Origin of the sequence: Aeromonas sp. R6-2 (genome assembly GCF_040908155.1) — a bacterium.
GTDB lineage: Bacteria > Pseudomonadota > Gammaproteobacteria > Enterobacterales > Aeromonadaceae > Aeromonas > Aeromonas schubertii.
In genome coordinates, this window is the sequence record NZ_JBFODE010000038.1 from 62,137 (window position 1) to 80,277 (window position 18,141).

At 64.5% G+C, this 18,141-nt stretch carries 24 protein-coding genes; all 24 read right to left on the bottom strand.

Annotated elements, in window-relative coordinates:
- Positions 1-533: 533 nt before the first annotated feature.
- Positions 534-2,147, bottom strand: a complete 1,614-nt coding sequence (locus tag AB5Y48_RS10085; RefSeq protein WP_368164314.1) for a hypothetical protein — start codon at positions 2,145-2,147, stop codon at positions 534-536.
- Positions 2,144-2,698: a hypothetical protein gene (locus AB5Y48_RS10090; RefSeq protein WP_368164315.1), complete on the bottom strand. Its 555-nt coding sequence runs from the start codon at positions 2,696-2,698 to the stop codon at positions 2,144-2,146. The genes AB5Y48_RS10085 and AB5Y48_RS10090 overlap by 4 nt, the downstream gene beginning before the upstream one ends.
- Positions 2,695-3,573, bottom strand: a complete 879-nt coding sequence (locus AB5Y48_RS10095) for a hypothetical protein (protein ID WP_368164316.1) — start codon at positions 3,571-3,573, stop codon at positions 2,695-2,697. The genes AB5Y48_RS10090 and AB5Y48_RS10095 overlap by 4 nt, the downstream gene beginning before the upstream one ends.
- Complete coding sequence (locus tag AB5Y48_RS10100; RefSeq protein ID WP_368164317.1) at positions 3,570-3,995, bottom strand: tail fiber assembly protein; 426 nt, start codon at positions 3,993-3,995, stop codon at positions 3,570-3,572. The genes AB5Y48_RS10095 and AB5Y48_RS10100 overlap by 4 nt, the downstream gene beginning before the upstream one ends.
- Before the next feature lie 8 nt (positions 3,996-4,003).
- Positions 4,004-6,127, bottom strand: a complete 2,124-nt coding sequence (locus AB5Y48_RS10105) for a phage tail protein (protein WP_368164318.1) — start codon at positions 6,125-6,127, stop codon at positions 4,004-4,006.
- On the bottom strand, positions 6,124-6,714 hold the full coding sequence (locus AB5Y48_RS10110; RefSeq protein WP_368164319.1) for a phage tail protein: 591 nt from the start codon (positions 6,712-6,714) through the stop codon (positions 6,124-6,126). Before AB5Y48_RS10110 ends, AB5Y48_RS10105 begins: the two co-directional genes overlap by 4 nt.
- The gene (locus AB5Y48_RS10115; RefSeq protein ID WP_368164320.1) at positions 6,707-7,891 is read right to left on the bottom strand and encodes a baseplate J/gp47 family protein; all 1,185 of its coding nucleotides are present in this window, start codon (positions 7,889-7,891) and stop codon (positions 6,707-6,709) included. Before AB5Y48_RS10115 ends, AB5Y48_RS10110 begins: the two co-directional genes overlap by 8 nt.
- Positions 7,888-8,205 carry a DUF2590 family protein gene (locus AB5Y48_RS10120; RefSeq protein WP_368164321.1) on the bottom strand — a complete coding sequence of 106 codons (318 nt, stop codon included), beginning with the start codon at positions 8,203-8,205 and terminating at the stop codon, positions 7,888-7,890. Before AB5Y48_RS10120 ends, AB5Y48_RS10115 begins: the two co-directional genes overlap by 4 nt.
- The gene (locus tag AB5Y48_RS10125; protein ID WP_368164322.1) at positions 8,205-10,055 is read right to left on the bottom strand and encodes a phage tail tape measure protein; all 1,851 of its coding nucleotides are present in this window, start codon (positions 10,053-10,055) and stop codon (positions 8,205-8,207) included. Before AB5Y48_RS10125 ends, AB5Y48_RS10120 begins: the two co-directional genes overlap by 1 nt.
- A gap of 5 nt (positions 10,056-10,060) precedes the next feature.
- Positions 10,061-10,204: a hypothetical protein gene (locus AB5Y48_RS10130; protein ID WP_168929930.1), complete on the bottom strand. Its 144-nt coding sequence runs from the start codon at positions 10,202-10,204 to the stop codon at positions 10,061-10,063.
- Positions 10,205-10,245: 41 nt separating this feature from the next.
- Complete coding sequence (locus AB5Y48_RS10135; protein ID WP_368164323.1) at positions 10,246-10,503, bottom strand: putative phage tail assembly chaperone; 258 nt, start codon at positions 10,501-10,503, stop codon at positions 10,246-10,248.
- On the bottom strand, positions 10,500-10,691 hold the full coding sequence (locus tag AB5Y48_RS10140) for a hypothetical protein (RefSeq protein WP_368164324.1): 192 nt from the start codon (positions 10,689-10,691) through the stop codon (positions 10,500-10,502). The genes AB5Y48_RS10135 and AB5Y48_RS10140 overlap by 4 nt, the downstream gene beginning before the upstream one ends.
- On the bottom strand, positions 10,627-11,058 hold the full coding sequence (locus AB5Y48_RS10145; RefSeq protein ID WP_368164325.1) for a hypothetical protein: 432 nt from the start codon (positions 11,056-11,058) through the stop codon (positions 10,627-10,629). The genes AB5Y48_RS10140 and AB5Y48_RS10145 overlap by 65 nt, the downstream gene beginning before the upstream one ends.
- Positions 11,055-11,516 carry a glycoside hydrolase family 104 protein gene (locus AB5Y48_RS10150; RefSeq protein ID WP_368164326.1) on the bottom strand — a complete coding sequence of 154 codons (462 nt, stop codon included), beginning with the start codon at positions 11,514-11,516 and terminating at the stop codon, positions 11,055-11,057. The genes AB5Y48_RS10145 and AB5Y48_RS10150 overlap by 4 nt, the downstream gene beginning before the upstream one ends.
- Complete coding sequence (locus AB5Y48_RS10155; protein ID WP_368164327.1) at positions 11,506-11,829, bottom strand: phage holin, lambda family; 324 nt, start codon at positions 11,827-11,829, stop codon at positions 11,506-11,508. The genes AB5Y48_RS10150 and AB5Y48_RS10155 overlap by 11 nt, the downstream gene beginning before the upstream one ends.
- Positions 11,830-11,853: 24 nt before the next feature.
- Positions 11,854-12,063: a TraR/DksA family transcriptional regulator gene (locus AB5Y48_RS10160; RefSeq protein ID WP_368164328.1), complete on the bottom strand. Its 210-nt coding sequence runs from the start codon at positions 12,061-12,063 to the stop codon at positions 11,854-11,856.
- A 9-nt stretch (positions 12,064-12,072) separates the two neighbouring features.
- Positions 12,073-12,528, bottom strand: coding sequence for a phage protein (locus AB5Y48_RS10165; RefSeq protein ID WP_368164329.1), 456 nt, complete (start codon positions 12,526-12,528; stop codon positions 12,073-12,075).
- Positions 12,529-12,531: 3 nt separating this feature from the next.
- Entirely contained in the window at positions 12,532-13,644 is a 1,113-nt protein-coding gene (locus AB5Y48_RS10170) for a DUF2586 domain-containing protein (RefSeq protein ID WP_368164330.1), read from the bottom strand.
- Between the two features lie 4 nt (positions 13,645-13,648).
- A complete protein-coding gene (locus AB5Y48_RS10175; protein WP_368164331.1) occupies positions 13,649-14,332 on the bottom strand; it encodes a phage virion morphogenesis protein in 684 nt (227 codons plus the stop codon).
- Entirely contained in the window at positions 14,329-14,832 is a 504-nt protein-coding gene (locus AB5Y48_RS10180; protein ID WP_368164332.1) for a phage tail protein, read from the bottom strand. Before AB5Y48_RS10180 ends, AB5Y48_RS10175 begins: the two co-directional genes overlap by 4 nt.
- The gene (locus tag AB5Y48_RS10185; protein WP_368164333.1) at positions 14,829-15,290 is read right to left on the bottom strand and encodes a head completion/stabilization protein; all 462 of its coding nucleotides are present in this window, start codon (positions 15,288-15,290) and stop codon (positions 14,829-14,831) included. Before AB5Y48_RS10185 ends, AB5Y48_RS10180 begins: the two co-directional genes overlap by 4 nt.
- 111 nt (positions 15,291-15,401) lie before the next feature.
- On the bottom strand, positions 15,402-16,112 hold the full coding sequence (gene gpM, locus AB5Y48_RS10190; protein WP_368164334.1) for a phage terminase small subunit: 711 nt from the start codon (positions 16,110-16,112) through the stop codon (positions 15,402-15,404).
- A 3-nt stretch (positions 16,113-16,115) separates the two neighbouring features.
- A complete protein-coding gene (locus AB5Y48_RS10195; protein ID WP_368164335.1) occupies positions 16,116-17,180 on the bottom strand; it encodes a phage major capsid protein, P2 family in 1,065 nt (354 codons plus the stop codon).
- A 12-nt stretch (positions 17,181-17,192) separates the two neighbouring features.
- Positions 17,193-18,080, bottom strand: coding sequence for a GPO family capsid scaffolding protein (locus AB5Y48_RS10200; RefSeq protein ID WP_368164336.1), 888 nt, complete (start codon positions 18,078-18,080; stop codon positions 17,193-17,195).
- Between the last annotated feature and the right edge of the window lie 61 nt (positions 18,081-18,141).

Genomic DNA, 18,141 nt, shown 5'->3' on the forward strand with positions numbered 1-18,141 from the left:
ATCTGTAATGAAGTTTTCAGATCCACCCACAACACCACTAACCAACTGAAATAAATAAAATTTTTATAAAATTGCACAATCCGGCAGATCCTCCTCGACAATCCAAATTCTCACGAAAAACAGAGGCATCCTAATAAAATCAAATATTTACTCTTCCATTGTTGCTGGACGGACCTCCGCCAAACTGCAAATCCCTGCAATTTCTTTCGATCCTTTCAGATCCTCGCTAAGCCGCAGATCCTTTATCTGGCGCGGTCTGGCCATATGGTTTTGCGGTAATCCACTTTTGCAAAATTTTTTCCGATGCAACGCGCAGGCGGGAGCGGAAGAGCGCGGATTCCGTGAGTGCGTGGCGTCCGTGGTGTCTTTTGTTACAGGAGGGAGCTGGTGAAGGTGCACTTTACCTGTGAGCACTTTATGATGCGTCGGCGGCTCGGTGTGCCTGCCTAACGGCGCTTCCCTGGCACTGCGCAAGTGCACCGCAGCAATGCAAGAAGGCCCCACACCGTGGGGCCTTCGTCATTCGTAGCGAGTTACTCGATGATGGGGGCGAGTTGGCTGGCGAGCTGCTTGGCTTGTTGCCCCTGGGCTGCCATGGTGGCCCCGTTTCCTGGGGCAGGCCCGCTGCCATGGGTATGGCTTGAGGTTGCAGTGGCCAGTTGCTCCACCACGTTCATCAGCTGCAGCAGTAGCCGGAAGATATTCACCCCCTCCGTCCCCATCCACGAACGGGGCGCCTCGAAGTGCTGCAGTTCGCCAGCAACAGCCCGGCGCAGTTGGCCCACCACCTCCACCAGATCGCCGGCAGTGGTCTGGCTCATGTTGCCAAGGCAGCCCAGAACCAGGTCATCCCCGGCCAGCAGCTCGATGGCGCCCAGGGCCTCTACCTGCTTGATGCCGTCCACCGCCTCAATGCTGTGCTGACCCACCTGCAGGCGATGGCTGCCAAACTCGCCCTGGTATGCATCGGCCACCCTGCGCATGGTGTGGGCCTCATCGTGCTGATCCCGGTCAGTGAGGCGGTGCTGGTTGCCCACCTGGTCGGTGCGCAGCTGTACCTCGGCCCGCTGCTGCTGCAGCTGTTCACCTGGGGCAATATCGGGTAGCGGCCACTCGGTGCCCAGTATGGTGCGAATGAAGGGGCGATCGGCGCGGCCGAAGGCAAACCCCAGCTCGACCAGGCTTCCCACGTTGGGGAACTGCAGCAGCCCCTGCTCGGCTCCGCCGAACATGACGGGCAGCGGGACGGCGCGATAGAGCGGGGCTGCGTTGTCTGGCTCGCCATCCTCGCCCAGGAGTTGCACGTCCACCGCATAGCGGGGGCGATAAGGGTCATTGAGTTGGCCAGCGGCGGCCCTGTCGCTGATGGCCTCGACTCGCCCGAACTTGGGCAGGTGCATCTTGTCGGCCAATTCGGGGAACTCTCGCTCGAGTTTGCGCCGCTCGGTGCTCTGGGTCGGCTGACCCTGGCTGGCCAGGGTCAGGCTCATCTGATCGCCGGCCAGGCGTACCCGGGTCACCCGCTGGCCATTGAGCATGGCGCCGGGCCGGATAGAGGGCACCGGTGAGAGGGTGAGGGTGTCGCCGGTCTGTTTGGATGACCAGCTTGCATCCAGAGTGACCGCCCTATTGTGCCAACGGCTGTGGGCATGGCTGCCCACATAGATGGCGCCGTCGGGTTGTTGGTACCAGCAGAAATCCGGCACGGCAAAGGCGCGGCCGGCATTCTCCAGCAACTGGTAGCCGGTGCCGGCACTGGTGAAGTTGGGGATGGGGCTATCGGTGTAATCGGTGCCCTCGGGTAGCAGGAAGGTAAGGCCGCTTTGGCTGGCCAACCAGTCGAGCAGGCCGCGCAGGGTGGCGTGCTGCTGGCTGACCGGGAAACGCTTGGCGAGCAGGCCGGCGAGCTCGCGCACCATCAGGCGAGTAGCGCCGCTGTCCGCTGGCGCTGTGGTTTCGACATAGCCCACAAACCAGCGGCGCAGATCGCCGTTGTAGCCGAGATCAACAGTCACCACCTGGTTGGGTTTGGCACTGCCCCCAATCACCAGGGCGGCACGACCACCGGCCGAGAGATCGAGCACCATATCATGGCTCACCAGGTGGACGGGCTGGCCACTGATGGCGGCCTGGGTGGTCAGCTTCATCCGAGCGCCTCATCCATGGGTTTGAGTACGTTACGCTCGAACCAGCTTAGGTCCTGGCTGCCGGTCGGTGTTTGGGTCTGCCCGTTGGCGGGAGAACTGGCGCGCGTGTTGTCGGTGTGCTGTCCCACTTTCGGCACGGGCTGTTTTTTACGCTGCTCTTTTTTCTCCGGTACCGAGTTGTGTTCGCGCAAGGTGAACTGTACCTGCCAGGCCAGCAGTCCCTCCTGTTCGCTGGCGGTGATGCGCCCGGTGAATTTTGCCTGGCGCACCTTGATGGTTTTGGCCAGCAGTGATCCCACCCGGTAGATGTGGCGCTGGTCGCCATCCCCCTTGGCATCGGCCAGCTCAAAGAGGCGGGCCAGGTTGCGCTCATCCTTGAAAGGGATAAGGCCCATCACATCCAGCTCTTTGGCCTTAGCGCCCTGCTCCGCACTACTGGTCGAGCTGGTTTGTCCGCTCTGGTCCTTATCCTGAAACTGCATCGATGCGGTGATGCGCAGGGACTGCATGACGACGGGCTCGCCGTCCAGGGTCAGCATGGTGGTGCTCATGGGGTCAACTCCTGCCAGAAGGTGAGTGGGGAGGGAGAGAGGAGCAGGGCGCCGGTGGTCATGCTCATGGCTCCCGGTGGGGCTGACTGGGCCAGTGAGCTGGCCAGTGTGGCCGGATCACCATGGCCGTGCCAGTGCCACAGCTGCCCCTGCAGCGATGCCAGTGCCTTGAGTTGTGTGGCCAGGGTGTCTAGATGTGCGCTTCGTCGCTGCGCCAGCGCGGCCAGGCGCTCAATCGGAGATAAGGCATCGGCGGCCAGGCTCTCGAGCTGGGCCAGTTGGGCCCCGACCAACCGGCGGCCACGCCTGAGCGGATCCCAGGTCAGAGGCTCTTTGGGTGCCCAGAGTGGCGTCGCGGGGGCTGCCAGGGTTGCCATGGTGTCGTTGTCGGCCTGCAAGCGGCGCAACAGGGCGCACCAAGCAGGCAGCGGGAGAAGCTGGCAAAGGGGAGTCAGTGCGCTGGCCAACTCTGCGGCATTGTTGCCTGCGACCAACCAGGCCACCGCGTAGAGGGCCCCCTGTGGGCGGAGTGGGTCGGCGCCGTCGCGAAGTTTGGCGGCCAGTACGTTGACCGCCTGCTCGGCAGAGAGGGTCCACTGCTCGCCCTGGCGCTGCCCCACCCTGTGCATAAAGGGCGTAACGGTCAGATGATGGCCATGGGCCAACAACTGATCCAGTTCGCTGCGCAGGGCCTGCAAGGCGGAAGCTGGCTCGCTGAGTGGGTGGCGACGGTAACCGGCTCGCCCTGTGATGGCGCCCAGGCGATCGGTGGCAGCATGGCTTTCGCTCGGAATGGCCGTGGCCACCGAGCTGGCGTTCGTACTGATCCTGTTGAGACTGGCCGGCAGGGTCAGCGGGGAGTAGCGCCAGTTCATTGCGGCGCCTCTGGCAAAGTAACCTGGTTGGGCCATCCCTCGCTTTGTGGCAGCCGCATGAGAGCTACCCGGTAATGTCGCCACGCTGTGAGTTGGGCTTTCTCGCTCTCGCTGATGATGCCCAGCGTGTCGGCATCTTCCAGCGGAGCCATGACTGCCGTCGCCCGTTTAAGTGCGTCATTCAGGCGGGCCTGTTGCTGCGCTTCGGTTGGAGGAGGCGGGGAGATCACGGTGATATCGCCAAACTCACCAAAGACGGCGCGGCTGTAGAGCTCGCGCCCGTGCCGCTCGGCATCGTCCCGCCTGGCGGTGAACTCTACGACCTGCTCCAGGTGGCTGAATCGTACATCCAGGGTGATGGAATCCTCATCGCCAGCGAGGTGGCGCGGGTTGGCGGCAGTGATAACTTCGATGGTATCCATGTGTTCTCCTATGCAACCCTAAACCAGAGTGTTTTGCTGCCCGTCCAATCTGTTTCGCCTGCTGTATTTAGCTTGGCTCTGCCTAAGCACTTCCATGTTCCTGGGAGTGCTATGTCCTGCAGATCATCCCAATCCCAGTCGACGGCACATGGGCGCAGTGAGGAGCCTGCCATCAGCCCTCCAATGCCAAGGTCACCAACGAGACTGGGGTGTATTTGCGCAAACACATAGGTGCCAACTTGCCCCCAGCCTCCGGCAACGATGTCCTGGTTGCCTTGGGCGGCAGTGTGAACATGGGTGTAATTAGGCTCCCGGTGGGGGCTGTAGACTCGTTGCCCTGCGTCGTGAACCCCTGCCGCGTGAAGTGCTCCAGGGACGTGGAGCTCACCGGTATAGGTGAATTGGAAAGTGGCTAATGGGTGACCATGGGCGCTACTTTCACCCGACCGCACCATCAGGATCCCATGTCCCCAAGCCCCACCCTGCCGAAGGATCCCCAGTTCCACCTGGGTGGTGTAGCCCTGGCCAGCAACCAGGTTTTTGCCCCTGACGATGGGGTAATAATCCGAGCCGCCCGCTACAGCTCCGAAGTCGACATGGAATGGCGCTTTTGTGGCCCATTGGTCTGCGTAGGCATGGGAGTTATTGGCGGCCCACTGGGCACCTTCCAGAGAGAAGCGGCCCGGGTTGAGTTGTGCCAGCGTTTGAACCCATCCACCCCCACCATTTGTGATCCACCACTGGATTGAACCATCGTCGCCCATCGTCATGGCGCGGGCGTGCTTGCCGGGGATGTGCATCTCAAACATCGGCCAGGTGCTGCCCTTGGTCTGAATGCGGGTGCTCTCTGAGTGCCAAAGCTGCCGCCAGCCCTTGAACGTACCGTTTTCGACGGCAGCAAAGCCGAGTTCGGTCCCGCTAAAGTCGAGACCAATCATGCCGTTGTAGCCGCCTGCGTTGGCGTGCGCGATGTTCCAGTAATATTTCCAGGTGTGGGCACCAAAGGGCATGGCGTTGGCTGCCCCAACCGCATTGTAAAAGCCACTTTTATCGCGAAGGTCGGTGGCCACGTTCCCAACTGCAGCGGCATAGGTACCGAGACCGGCCGGCACATTGTCCAGATTTTCCCAGGTATGGCGGTGGCGCTTGGGGGCAAGTTCTGGCACCTCATCCAGATCGCCCCACTTGTGACGGTGGCTGCCGTCTTTGATCTCCACCGAGATGTTGACCCCCTGGGCGTCTTCCAGGATGCCCTTGCCGGTCACGTCCCCGGTCAGCTCGATGGTGCGCTTGCGGCGTACATCGGTCACCGAGCCGTCGGCGTTGATGATGGCCACCTTGGCCACATGATGCTGATAGCCGTTGCTGTCCAGGTAATCCACCATGTCAGGCACGCTCAGGGTCAGGGTGAAGTGATTCACCCAGGCATCGAGCAGGGAGCCCGCCCGGTAGATATCGAGCCAGAGCCCCACCGGCTTGGCCGAGGTGCTCGGGTCTACCTTGCGCACGTCTCCAAGTTCGGCGCGCAAGCCACCCACATAGGCCACCCCGGGTTGTACCTTGTACACACCGGCATCGTTGACCAGGTTAAAGCCGTTGCCGTAAAAGGCGGCCGGCCCGAAGAACTGCAAGGCCTGCAGGCGCAGATCGTCATCCATTCCGCGCAGGCGGGCGGCAAAGTCAATTTGCCAGGTACTGGCATCAACATGCGTCGCCGATGCGTCAGCGGCGCGGTCATATTCCATCAACAACGATTTGACCAGGGAGTTACCGGTCTGGCCGGTCGCCTCATCGGTCTTGAGCTTGGTTTCGCTGCCCTTATGCACCGCCATGGCCACCAGACCGGAGGCCTGGTTGATGAGGTAGATGGCATTGAAGCTGAAATCGCCGATCGTGGTGTCCATCACAATGGAGTAGGCCACCGCGTCGTTGTTGATGCGCCCGCGCTGATCGACTGCGTGGCGATGCACGATCTGATCCGGCGGTGGCAGGTCGATGGCCGGGCTGATGGGGGCATCGGGATCCAGCCCCGGGATATTGGCCAGCACCATCTCATCGAGCCGCACCGGGGTTTGCTCGGTCAGACACTGTTGCCAATAGCGTGAAAAGGCGTCGGTAATGATCTGGCTCATGATGTCCTCTTGAGTGATGCAACATGACTCTGGTGCGTCATGTCGATGCGGCCGTGCTGAAGCTGGCCGCGCTGTGGGTAGACCACCTGGAAGCGATAGCGGCGGCAGGTGCGGCCATAGTGGCGGATCAGGGCTTCCATCAGTTGCTGGTTGCCGGCGATCGCGCTGTCGGTGACCTCAATGGTGATCACGTCCCAGGGGGCGCCCGCCTGGCGTTCGTGCAGCTCGCACCAACCGATGCCCAAACGCTCGAAAATACGCTTGAAACCGGCCACTTCGCCGGCGTCCATGGCGTTGATGAAGGCGTACTTCACCCGGCGGCGGTAGAGCTCGAGGGGCTCGCCATCAAAGCGGCGGATGTCTCGCTCCCAAGCCAGCAGATCGAGCAGCTCCCGGCTGCAGGTGAGCGGGTCAACCACCTCGAGCGGTAGTAGGCACCAGCGGCGGATCCTGCGCCACAAGGCCATGATGCCGCGTGCCAGAAAGGCCGGCTCCTTGACCCCGTCGGCGATGGTCTGGCCATCCTCCCACCAGGGAGCATTCGCCTCCGGCAGAATCGGGGCCTGCAGGTCATGGGGATCACTCATGGAGCGTTACCTCAATGGCGTCCAGGCGGGGGATGGTGAGACCCGAGACGATGTCTGCCTCGGCGATGGTCATGCTGCGCAGGTGCGGCACGTCTTGGTGCAGCTCGGCGATGAGTCGAGACATCGAAAAACGGGTGCGAGGCCAGGTGCGGGTCATTAAGGGGAAGGCGTCCGACTCTCGAAAGGCGGCCCGGATCCGATCCCTGATGGCGTGCTCGGCGGCATGGCGCTCCTCCGGCTCCAGATTGGCCGCCAGCCACAGCGACAGGTGCAGGGTGTGGCGGGTTTCTGGCAAGGCCATCACGAAGAGGTCATCCCCATGGCCGTGATTGCCCAGGCGGCCCACATAGTCGTTCAATTGGGCCAACAGGGTGGGCGGGGTCGTGCCTACTTCCATCAGTAGATACGCATTGGCGGTGCCTGGGCCGCGGGGGGCATCGTGCTCAAAGAAGAGGTGATCCGGGCGAACCCCGGCCACACTGGCCAGCATGCCCCGGTATACCGCATCAATGTGATAGTTCCCCACCGCCGAGAACTGGTTCTGAATACGCAGAGCCAGACTGTCGTTCTCTTCATCGTCAGCGCCCGGCTGGGTGATCCAGTCGGTTGGGTTGCGCGCCGCAAGAATGCCGGTCACCGGCTCCGAGAGCAGGCAGAAGTAACCGGGGGCCAGATTCCAGGCTTTCCCCGGATGCTCGGCCTCACAGACCACCTTGGCAACCGCCTCCCCGGTGGGGCTGATAACCTGCTGGAGTGGTTTAACCCGGTACGCTACCCCGTTGATGCGCTCCGTGGTCACCCAGACATCACGCGGGATCACCACATCGGCCATCGGGTCGATCTTCACGAACTCGATCACGCCTCGGGTGGGTTGCGCCAGCTTGCGCTTGAGGTTCACATCCCAGGCCTTGAGGTCGAGATAGTAGCCAGTGGCTGTCGCCGTAAAGGCCTGGGGCAGGACATGGCCAGCGAGCAGAGTACGGATGAGCCAGAGGGCCGGGGTGATCACCACGGCGCGCACCAGGCGCCAGAACGGCGACACATCGCTGTCGTTGGAGATGAGGGAGCCGGCGGCCTCTACCTCCTTTTTCAGCTCGTTCTCCATGGCCTCGGCGGTGGTCGGGACACCACTGGCCGCCAGCAGGGCCATAAAATCGACGGTTGGGCGTTGCTTCACGCGGTTATCTCCACAGGTCCGAATTCATAGGTGGTAGCGGTGACCAGCAGCCGGTCGGGAGCCTCTTCGCGGATCTCGATGGTGCCCGGGATGAGTCGTTCATCGTTTTCAATCAGCAGCTCAATCTCGGTCATGACATCGGCGCGCAGGGTGGCACTGCGTTCGCCGACAAGCTTGCGGGCCAGCCCCGACTCCATGATCCGGTGCTTGATGTCTTGGCCGATGCTGTGGCGATCGGCTGTGAGGCGCGGCTGGCTGCCGGCATCCAGCACCCAGGCCCCGCCCTCGACCAGGATGTCGACGTATTTGGTCATCAGGGGGTCTCCAGCCAGGCGTTTTCGGCCATCTGCTCGGGGGTCATGGGCTGCTGGCTGTGCAGGTGCACCTCGCCAATTTGCAGGCTCTTGCCTGGTTTTTGGTTGGCGGCGCTGGCGCGGGCGTTGGCCTGCACCAGTTGCTGGCCCAGCCCACCCGGCGGGGTGAGGGTTGTTGACGCTTCCCGGTAGCGCGCAATGGGGGCGGTCACCGTTGCCGGGGGAGGAGCAATACTCAGACGCCCGCCCAGGTCGATATTGACCCCCGGGATGGTGTTGAGCAGATCGATCAGGCCCTGCACCGCATCACCGAGCAGTTGGAACGGGCTCAGGTTACCGAGCACGCCGAGAAAGGCATCCCACCCCTGGCCGAGGGTGTTGATCACCTGCTCCATGGCAGTGAACACGCCCCAGTCAGCCAGCACGGCCTTGAGATCGTCCCAGTAGTAGATTGCCGCCGCCACGGCGCCGATCAGCAGCACGATGCCGGCGATGATGAGGCCGATAGGGTTGGCGTACATGGCGATATTGACCGCCAGCATGATGGCCCGGAAGGTGATCAGGCCGGCCTTGAGCAGGTTGAGGGGGACCATGATGGCGCCAAGAGCGATGCCCCAGCCGAGGGTGGCCATCTTGGCGATGCCGGCTATCAGCATCCAGGTGCCGGTGACCATCCCCAGTCCCACGATGGCGAGCAGGGCATAGCTCACCACCTTGGTGAGGTTGGGGAAGAGCTGGGTCCAGCGCAGCACCACCATGGCCCCGTCGGCAAACACCCCGACCACGCCGTTGATGGCGGGCAGGATGGTGGAGAAGGCCGCCGCCCTGATGGCAAACCAGGCCTGCTCCACCCGTTGCCACTGGTCGGTCATGCTGGCCGCCATCTGCTCGGCCTTGCCCATGCCGTGGGTGTTGGCCAGGGCGTTGATGTTGCCGGCCAGGGCCTTGGTGTTGGTCATCAGCAGCTTGACCATGGCCACCGCCTCGTCGGAGCCAAAGGCTTTCTTGAGCTCGTCCCCCTCGGCGACGCTCAGGGTCTCGCCGTAGCGCTTCTTGAGCTGCTCCAGGATGTTCAGCACCGGCATCATGTTGCCGGCGGCGTCGGTGAACTGCAGGCCGAGCGCCTTCTGGGCATTGCCGACCCCGGCCAGGAAGGCCTTGAACCTGGTGCCCGCCTCGCCGCCGCTCATGGTGGCTTGCAGCTGACCGAGCACGGCGAACTGCTCATCCATCGAGACTCCGGCGGCGGTGGCGTTGGCCCCGATCGCGCCGAAGGCATCGGCCATTCCCTGGCCGGTGGTCTTGAACATCTGCACGGCCTGTGCGGTTTTGCCGGCCACGTCTTCGACCCAGTTGGCCTTGCCCATGGCGTTGGCCTGCTGCTCGAAGATGCCGTACAGGGTACCCATGTAGTTGGTGATGGTGGCGGTGTCGGCCTTGGTCGCCATGGCCAGCACGTCGGAAGCGCGGGCAAACGCGGGCAGCTCACCCCCTTCCAGCCCGGCGATCGCCGATTGGATATCGTAGGAGGCGCGCACCATGTCGACCGCCGAGCGGCCATAGTTGACCGAGGTGGTCAGCGCGGTCTGGCCGAGCTGCGCCAGGGTCTCCTTGGCCACCCCGAGCGAGGCCACTTCACCCAGGGCGCGGTCCAGCTCGATGGCCGGACCGAGCGCGGTCTGGATCGCCATGCCACCAGCGGCGACCGTGGTGGCGCCCATGGCCATGTTGGCCCACCCCTGGCGGCCGGACCGGCTCACCTCATCCATCTGGCGCTGGATGCCGGCGAGGGGGCGGGTCACCTGGTCAACCAGGGCCACCTGCATCATCAGTTTTTCCATCCAGGCCATCGGCGTTATCCGTTAAAGGCGTTCACAATGCCCTCGCGCACGGCATGGGCGAGGCGTTCTCTCTCGGCTTTGTCGAGCCACAGGGCGCGGGCGAGGCTGTCGGCGTCGTCCCCTTCGTGCGGCAGGTAGCGCCGGCGCAGGGCCAGCAACTGCTCGAGGGGGTTGCGCTCGATAGCCTCGGCGCGCGCGGTCAGTTTTTTACGCTGATCTCGAGCTGCGGGGCGAAATGCTCGTTAACCACGGCGGTCAGCTGCAGGGCGGTGCCCGGACGTTTGAGCAGTTCGGCGAGGGCCTCCTTGCTGCCCTGGGCCACGATCTTTTGCAGGTAGTTGTGCGCCGGGGCCACCTTGTCGCCGGGCAGCAGGTCGTTGATGTAACCGTTGTAAGCCACCATGGTCGGCTCGAAGGTGATCTCGGTACCGGCAACGGTCAGGGTGAGTTTGCTCATTGGGTGTTCTCCTCGGTGTTGATCCAGTGATTCAGGGCATTGATTTGCCGTTGGCAGCGGCGCAGGGCCAGCTGCAGGGTCGGGATAAAGCGCACGGCCTCGCCGTAGGTGGTCCCGGTAAAGTCAGGCTCCGGGCAGTGGGGCACCAGCGCCGCCGGGGGAAGGCGTGTCACCACCCGGGTTTGCACCCGCGCCGGTGGGCTTGAGCAGGCGCAGAGCGCCAGCAGGCAGAGGCTCACGGGCACAATTCGGGCGGCCCGCCGGCGGCGTGGCCAGGGCGCGTTCCAGTTCATCGCTGATGCTCCTGTTGTGTTGGTCGAGGGCGGCGAGCTCACCGCTCAGGGCGGCCAACTGCTGGCGCAAGGCCTGCTCGCGCTTGGGGTAGTCGGCCAGGGCCTGGGCTTGCAACTCGTTGGCGCGTTGCAGTGCGGCGATGGTGTCGTGGGCCGTTGCCAACTCCTTGGTGCGAGTCGAGAGGCGCTCGCCCTGAACGAAGAGGAGGGTGCCAATCAGCAGCCCGAGCAGGGTCGGCCACAGCTTGAACAAGGCGCTCATGCCAGCACCCCGCCGAACTCGACAAAGGTGGCCTGCAGGGTGGCGAACGTGTGCTCACGCTGGCCATAGCCGGCCCCCGGCAGGCTGGCCCAGATGTTGGCGCACTTGGCGATCGCCTCTTTCAGGCGGCCGGCCATCACGTCGGGCAGGGCCTTCTGCTCGCGGATCAGGGCAATGGCCCAGGTGTCTTGTGACTCGGGGCCAAAGTCGGGCAGCCCGAGCCGGTCGCGGTAGTGCGGCCAGTAGCGCGCCAGGAACTGATAGCGGCCGGCGGCGGTGCTGATGAGGCTGGCATTGACCTGTACCCGCACGTTGGGGTGGCTGGCGTAGCTCTTAAAGAAGCCGGCCGGATTGACCAACTTGTTATAGCCATCGTCACCCACGCCTCGGGTGCCTTCGGCAAAGGCGATCATGTCCAGGAACGCGGCCACCTGGGGGTGGCAGTGACTACGGGGCATCGTTACCTCCTTGGCGGCCGACGAGGTCCGCCGCTTTGTCGCGAATGATGTCGATACCGAGCAGCCCCACCATGCCGCCCACGAACGGGGTGGCGTCGGCAGGGATGCCAAGCAGGCGCACCCCGGTGGCGGCGGCCAGGGCAATCAGGCCACAGAGCAGGGTTTCGATCAGGCGCCGGCGCCCACTGCCGCCGTTGTAGGTGATACGCAAAAACGCGATAGCCAGCGCCAGCAGTGCCCCATAGACGGCGGGCCAGTTGTCCATCAGCCAGGCCAGCAAGGCGGCACCGATCATGGGGTCTTTGTTCGGCATGGGTTTCATGTCCTGTTCTCGTCGTTACCGGCGCAGGCGCTCGCGCCTGGTCTGGCAGGTGATACACAGGCGCACTCCGGGCACAGAGTGGCGGCGCCCCTCGGGGATCGGATCATCACACTCCTCGCACTCGGTCAGGCTCTCGCCATGCCGCCGGCTTTTGCCCACCTGGTTGGCGAGGGCCACGGTCAGCATGCGCTCGGCGTGGCGGTTGGCGCGGTCGATGTCGTCCATGGCGCCCCCTTAACCCAGCAGGTGGCGGGTGTCGTCCTTGGAGAGGTACGGCACGCCATCGATGTGGACAAAATCGGGGGAGGTCACCAGCCCCTTGATCTTGTGGGTGCCTTTCTTGCCGCCGGCCGGATCGATGTCGAGCACGTCGGAGAGCAGCAGCTTGACCCCGAAGGCCTCGATCTTCTGCGTCTCGGCGCCGGTGTCGGCGTAGAACAGCACATCGTCGGGCTCCATCCCGCGCCAGCTGCCGGCGCGGCGGGCTGCTTCCCCCAGCTGCTTGAAGTTCTTGGCGTCGAGCTCGAACTCGAGCTCGGCGCTCACCTCCCCATCGACGAAGCCGTCGGGAATGCCACGGGTCTTGGCCACTTCGGTGTTGTCGGTGATGGTGAGCGTGGCCTTTTCGACGTGGACCATGGCCCCCATCAGGCTGGTGTCGAAGTTGATGCCGGAAATGCGGCGGGTCATGGGTTAGCCCTCCCCGTTGTTGAGGCTCAAATCGAGCATGATGTTGATGGTGATCCCCTTGGGGCAGTCGACGGTGCGCACCACCACATACACAGAGACCAGGTTCTTTGATTGCCAACTGATGACGATGTCGCCGTCCTGGGGCGGCAGGATGTCCCCGGGGAACGGCTGGCCCGCGATGGTGGTGGCGCGGGCCATCTCGCGCAGGTCTTTGCCGAAATAGGTGATGGCGGCGGCGGTGCTGCCCGGGGTGGAGTTGAAGGCGCGATCGCCGATGCGGGCGATGGCGCGAACTCGCATCCGGCGGGCTACCTTGTAAGCCACCCGCAGGTTCTCGATCACCTGGTAGTCGCCGCCCTCGGCGTCCATGGTGCGGCCGTCGGCCCAGTAATAGCCGTCATAATCCGGGTACCACATGGGCACCGAGAGGCGGTTCTGCTCCAGGGTCTGCAGGGTGGCGAGCGGCAGCGCGACCCCGTCCTTGTCCTTGGGTTTGTTACCAAGCCCGACCAGGGCGCCGGTTTTGACCCGGGCCGGGGTGTCGGCAATGCTCACGGCGCGGTTACACAGGCGCCCGGCATAGATGCCGGCCAGGGTGGGCCAGAGCTGGGGGACCAGGGAGACCGACTCGGCGGCGATGCCATCTTGCAGGGCCACCACGGCGGCCTCATAGGCAGGCCAGTCTTGATCCCCTGCAATCCCCGGCAGTGCCAGCAGCAGGAACTGCCAGCGCCCCCACTTGGCGATCAGCTCCTGGTTGAGGGCGTGGGCTGCGGCGATGGCGTCTTTGTCCCATGCGTGGCCCAGCACCACGATCCCCTCAAAGGATTGGGTGAGCTGGGCAGCCCGGGCGGCATCCAGCCAGTTGCCATCGCTCGGCAGCACATAGGCGGCAGCGCTCCAGTTCTGGCCGGCGTTGTCGCGGGCAGCCGCCAGATTGCGCTTGAGTTCACTGTCTGCACTGCCCAGCAGGGCATCGAGATCGCTCTGGGTGTTGAGGGAGAGCAGCTTGCCGGTGTTGCTCGGCGCGCTACCGATAAACAGCAGGTGGCGCTCGACCTCGGTCACCGGTCCTTGCCGCTGGTTTAGGTTGTTGATCTGTACATGGGGCCACATGGCGTCAGGTCCTCATCTGGTCTTTCATTACGTCCCAGCCGTAGTTGATCCCCTGCAGGGCTCGGGCGAAGGCCTGCTGGCGCTGCCGGGCATTGGCGCCAAGGAAGGGGCGAGCCGGAAGGGTGATATCCCAGTCGCTCTTGGTGGGTTCATCCTTGAGTTTCTTGATCAGCAGCCCGGCCTGGGCGTAGTTGAGATGGGCGGTCATCCAGCCGAGCGAGGCGGCGCGATAGCGCCCCTTGCGCGCGCCCGGGCGTTTAAAGCCGAGCTCGCGTAGCTTGCGGGCCTGGGCGCGGGTGGCGGCCTTTTCCTTGCCGGCGCCGGCCGGCATCACCCGGGCGCGCTGGGCGGCGGTCACCTTGTAGGTGTGCCCCTGCTGATGGGCGGCGGCGACCACGCCCGGGTGCATGCCGTAGCGGCCGCCGCGAAAGCGGAGCTCGGCCACATCCTGGCGCTTGTCGCTGATGACAATCAGGCGGCGCAGTCCCTGCAGCATCTTGCGTTTGCCCCGCTTGCGCGGTGTCCAGGGCGTGCCGTTCCAGTCCTGTTGCCCACGGATGTTGCGGCTGGCCACCTTCTTGAGCTCGTTGGCGGCGCGCCACACCAAGCGCTTGCGCTGTTTGGCGGGCAGGGCCAGCAGCTTGAGCTGGTCCTGGCAGCGGCGGGTGTCGAGGGTGATGGTGATCATGCCTCGTCCCCCACGGTATGGGCCGGCGTGGCCCCCACCTGCAGCAGGGCCCGATCGGCCACCCAGATCTCATAGGGCATCACCGCCCAGCGCTGGCCGTTCCAGATCACCGGCCCCTGTGGGTCCGGCGAGAGGCGAAGCGGCTCGACAAACTCCACCTGCACCTCGAGATCGGCGCTGTGTTCGTCGTTCTCGGTGATGGCGAACTCGGGATCGGGCAGCTCGAAGGTGGCGCGATGGTCGTCGTGGTCTTGTAGCCAGGCGCAGACGGTGGCCAGTAGCACCGCCGGATCGCACTCCCGAAACGGCAGCCCTTCCAGGGTGTAGACGGCGCGATAGGTGAGCAGCGCCACATTGACCCCGGTGGGCCCCATGTTCTTGGGCTCAAGGCGCAGTTGGCCCTGCTCCATCCAGCTGTCGAGCAGGCGCTGGCACTTGGGGGGCAGCACGGCGATCAGCGCTTGGTGCAGTGCCTGCAGGTAGTAGCCCTGACTGCTCATAACAGGGCCACCCCGGCGCGGCGCTTGCCTTTGATGAGACGCACCAGCTGCTGGCTGATGGCGAGCAGGCTCTCGCGGGTGACCGGCTCGCGCTCGGCGGTGAGGTTGGCCACCTGGCGCTCGGTCACGCTGGCCGCCGCCGGCAGCAGCTCGCCGCGGGCCCGGGCGAACACAGCGCCCAGGTAATGCTCGGTCAGGGCGTTGTTGCCGCCCTCGATGGCCGGACCCGGCACGTCAGCGGCGCGGACAAATCCGAGCGCCTGCTGGCCGGCCTGGTAGGCATCGAGCTGCAGGTTGATCTGGCCGATGGCCGAGAGCAGGGCCGAGGCGATGGTTTGACGGTCCAGATCGGCCGGCTGGGCGCTGCGCCGCTCAAACTCGGCGACCACCACGTCGGGCCAAAAGCCGTTGTTGCTGATCTGCTGGTCGCTGTAGTCGAGCGGTTTACCGGTAAACATGCCTCGTCCTTATGTTGAAGTGGGGCCCCCCTGTGGCCACGGTTCGCAGGAGTCGGCGTGCCATCTGGCAGCCTATCCTCCCCGCCGGGGGGCGGCGGCACGGAGAGTCGGTTACTCCGAGAGCGCCCGCAGGCGCATGGCAATCTTGTGGCGCACGGTGCCCACGCCGATCTTGGCGTGGAGCTTTTCGGCCTCGGCCAGCCAGTGGTCGGCCTGCTCCAGCACGTTGCCGTCATTGACGGCGCTGGGCAGTGGCTTGCCCTCGCTATCGCGCAGCAGGTGCAGGCCGGCGGCCCGGAACCACTTGGCGGTAATGCGCTCGTTGAGGCGCCACTGGTTGCGTACCAGGTCGAACACCCGGGCGAACCAGGGATCGACGCTGTGGCCGTTGGTGCTCTGGGTCTCGGCCCACTCGAGCACGGTGTCGGCCACGAAGGTGGCCCAGTTGCGCTTGATGTTGGGCGGGGTCGGCTGGTGCTGCTCGATGGCGATCAGCGCCCAGGCGATCCCGGTATCGAAGTCGCCCACGTCGAAGGCCCAGATGATGAGCTGGGCAAACAGCTCATTGCGGTGCGCGATGCCGGCGGCCAGGTAGCGCTCCACGTAGGGGCGATACTTGGGCAGCAGCTCGCGGCGCTTCATCTCGATCCGATCGGCGATGCGCTCGTACTGGCGCAGGCGGGCGATGTCCTGCTCGAGCGCCAGCAGTTGCAGGTGCAGGCTGTCCCCCACGGCGCCGGTCGCCTGGCCGGTGATGGCCGTTTGCGTGATAGCGGCGGTCGCTTCATGGCGTAGCTTGTGGCGCAGCGCGGGGGAGAGCATGGCTTAGCCTCCTGTGCTTGCGGTCACGGGGGCGTCCGGGTCGGCGCCGAGCTCGATGTCGGCCTCTTCAAAGCCGCCATAGGCCTTGTATTCGCCGATGGCGTAGCCCTCCATGCGCCAGTACTGGTTCTCGAAGGCCTTGGCGTCCTGGTTATCGTCGGCCTTGCGCTTGCGGGTGCCGCGCTGGGTGTAGATGTGCAGGTTGTCCAGGGTGGTGACCACCATGCGCCGGCCCGGGAAGAAGGGCGGGATGTAGGCTTTGCGCCCGGCGATGGACTTGGCCAGCATCTGGGCGGCGATCTGCTCGCTCGGCTTGGTGGCCTCGCTGTAGAGCTTGGCTTGGGCGGCGGCGACCAGGTCGGTGCCGACCAGTACCACCAGGCGCGGGTCCTGTTGGAACAGGGGATCGATGGTGGTGTTGATGAGATCCGACGCCATCTCGTCCAAGGTTCGGTAATGACCGCGGCCATCCGGGTCGAAGTGGATCTTCTTGCCGGCGTCGGCCTTCACGATCTGGCTGCCGTCGTTCCAGGCACGGGCGAGCTGGTGCCAGCCCGTGTTCACGTCCTGGCCGAGGGGGTGTTTCTCGGCGTCGGTCGTCGGCTCGGCCGAAACCCCGTTCCAGCCGACCCGCAGCATGTCGAGGGCAAAGGCCTTGTTGGTGAACTCATTGACCAGGCGCATGAACTCGCCATCGCCACCGGCGTTGGCCCAGGTGCACAGGGTGGACCAGGGCAGCTGCGCGCAGGAGTCGGTTTCGGTCAGCTCGTAGGTGTTGCCACCCATACCGATGGCGCGTTTGAAGCGCCCGCCCGCCTTGCGGCCGGTGTAGAGGGCCCCGACGCCCACTTGCACCACCTGGCCCTTGATCTGGTCCACGTCCAGCACGGTGATGAGTTTCAGGAACTCGAGGGAATCGAGCAGGGCCTGGCGCAGGTTGCTCTCGACCGGGCCGGTGACCGAGAACTGTTTCGACAGCGCGGCCTCGGGGATGTTGTAGGCCTTGGCCAGCTGGCTGCAGTAGGTTTGCAGCGCGGCCATGGCGTGGGTGGTCAGGGTTTGGCTCACGGTGGGGGCTCCTTACACCAGGGTGATGTTGTCGTTGCCGCCCAGGGGGCTCGGGCGCTGACCCGGCTTTTCGGCGGAGAACTGCTCGATGGTCTGGGTGATGCCGTCGAGCTTGCTGGCCATGCCGGTCATGGCCTCGGTCAGTTGGCTGAACTGCTCGGCGGTCACCGCCTCGGTGGCGGCCGGCTTGGGCGCCGGTTTCTCTTGCTCGTCGGTGCCCTGGTTGCCGGCGGTGAACGTGGCGACGCTCTCGGCCAGGCTCTCGAATTTGCTGCCCAGGCCGTTAAGGGCCTCGGTCAGCTGGGTGAACTGTTCGGGTTTCATTGCCTCGTCCTCATCGTCGTGGCTGTGCGGGGGGGTCAAGGGGGCGAGCTCCTCGCCATGGTTGGCCAGCAGGCTGAACAACTTCTTGAGAAAGCCGCCCGGCTCCTTGGGCAGCGAGAAGCCGGACAAGTCCAGCGGCTCGCTGGTGCCGATGGCGTGGCCCTGGTGCTTGGTGCTGAACTTGAGCTGGGTGGTGCCGGTGCTGGCCGGCTGGTCGGTAACGCCGAGGCCGAGCAGGTAGGTGCGGCCGGTGTCGGCGAAGTTCTCGAAAGGCTCGATGGAGCAGAACTGATACTGGCCCACCTGGTTGTAATAGATGAGATCCCGGGTCGGGCTCAGGATGGCGAATAGCTTGAGCTTTCCGTCGACCTCTTCGGTCTTGAGTGCCTGCACCGTGCCAACCGCGGACCAGCGATCGTGATCGGGCCACAGCAGGGCGGTGTAAAAGCTCGGGTCGTAGGTCTCGGCCATATCGACCAGCCACTGGCGGGTGATATCGCGGCCATCGACGGCCTTGCCTTCTGTGGCGATGCACACCCAGCCGGTGCGCAATTGAGAGTCGTTGGGGGTGCTCATGGGGTGCTCGCCGCGCCTCATTGTTGTGAATGCGGGCTCAGGCTATCGGGGTGGGAGGGGC

Bases quoted from the DNA above. Each gene is read 5' to 3' on its own strand.
- AB5Y48_RS10120 (WP_368164321.1), bottom strand. From the start codon at position 8,205: ATGACCAAATACGTCGACATCCTGGTCGAGGGCGGGGCCTGGGTGCTG.
- AB5Y48_RS10150 (WP_368164326.1), bottom strand. From the start codon at position 11,516: ATGCCCCGTAGTCACTGCCACCCCCAGGTGGCCGCGTTCCTGGACATG.
- AB5Y48_RS10135 (WP_368164323.1), bottom strand. From the start codon at position 10,503: ATGAGCAAACTCACCCTGACCGTTGCCGGTACCGAGATCACCTTCGAG.
- AB5Y48_RS10090 (WP_368164315.1), bottom strand. From the start codon at position 2,698: ATGAGCACCACCATGCTGACCCTGGACGGCGAGCCCGTCGTCATGCAG.
- AB5Y48_RS10165 (WP_368164329.1), bottom strand. From the start codon at position 12,528: ATGACCCGCCGCATTTCCGGCATCAACTTCGACACCAGCCTGATGGGG.
- gpM (WP_368164334.1), bottom strand. From the start codon at position 16,112: ATGCTCTCCCCCGCGCTGCGCCACAAGCTACGCCATGAAGCGACCGCC.
- AB5Y48_RS10110 (WP_368164319.1), bottom strand. From the start codon at position 6,714: ATGAGTGATCCCCATGACCTGCAGGCCCCGATTCTGCCGGAGGCGAAT.
- AB5Y48_RS10160 (WP_368164328.1), bottom strand. From the start codon at position 12,063: ATGGACGACATCGACCGCGCCAACCGCCACGCCGAGCGCATGCTGACC.
- AB5Y48_RS10125 (WP_368164322.1), bottom strand. From the start codon at position 10,055: ATGGCCTGGATGGAAAAACTGATGATGCAGGTGGCCCTGGTTGACCAG.
- AB5Y48_RS10185 (WP_368164333.1), bottom strand. From the start codon at position 15,290: ATGTTTACCGGTAAACCGCTCGACTACAGCGACCAGCAGATCAGCAAC.
- AB5Y48_RS10170 (WP_368164330.1), bottom strand. From the start codon at position 13,644: ATGTGGCCCCATGTACAGATCAACAACCTAAACCAGCGGCAAGGACCG.
- AB5Y48_RS10085 (WP_368164314.1), bottom strand. From the start codon at position 2,147: ATGAAGCTGACCACCCAGGCCGCCATCAGTGGCCAGCCCGTCCACCTG.
- AB5Y48_RS10175 (WP_368164331.1), bottom strand. From the start codon at position 14,332: ATGATCACCATCACCCTCGACACCCGCCGCTGCCAGGACCAGCTCAAG.
- AB5Y48_RS10105 (WP_368164318.1), bottom strand. From the start codon at position 6,127: ATGAGCCAGATCATTACCGACGCCTTTTCACGCTATTGGCAACAGTGT.
- AB5Y48_RS10155 (WP_368164327.1), bottom strand. From the start codon at position 11,829: ATGCCGAACAAAGACCCCATGATCGGTGCCGCCTTGCTGGCCTGGCTG.
- AB5Y48_RS10180 (WP_368164332.1), bottom strand. From the start codon at position 14,832: ATGAGCAGTCAGGGCTACTACCTGCAGGCACTGCACCAAGCGCTGATC.
- AB5Y48_RS10200 (WP_368164336.1), bottom strand. From the start codon at position 18,080: ATGAGCACCCCCAACGACTCTCAATTGCGCACCGGCTGGGTGTGCATC.
- AB5Y48_RS10095 (WP_368164316.1), bottom strand. From the start codon at position 3,573: ATGAACTGGCGCTACTCCCCGCTGACCCTGCCGGCCAGTCTCAACAGG.
- AB5Y48_RS10100 (WP_368164317.1), bottom strand. From the start codon at position 3,995: ATGGATACCATCGAAGTTATCACTGCCGCCAACCCGCGCCACCTCGCT.
- AB5Y48_RS10145 (WP_368164325.1), bottom strand. From the start codon at position 11,058: ATGAGCGCCTTGTTCAAGCTGTGGCCGACCCTGCTCGGGCTGCTGATT.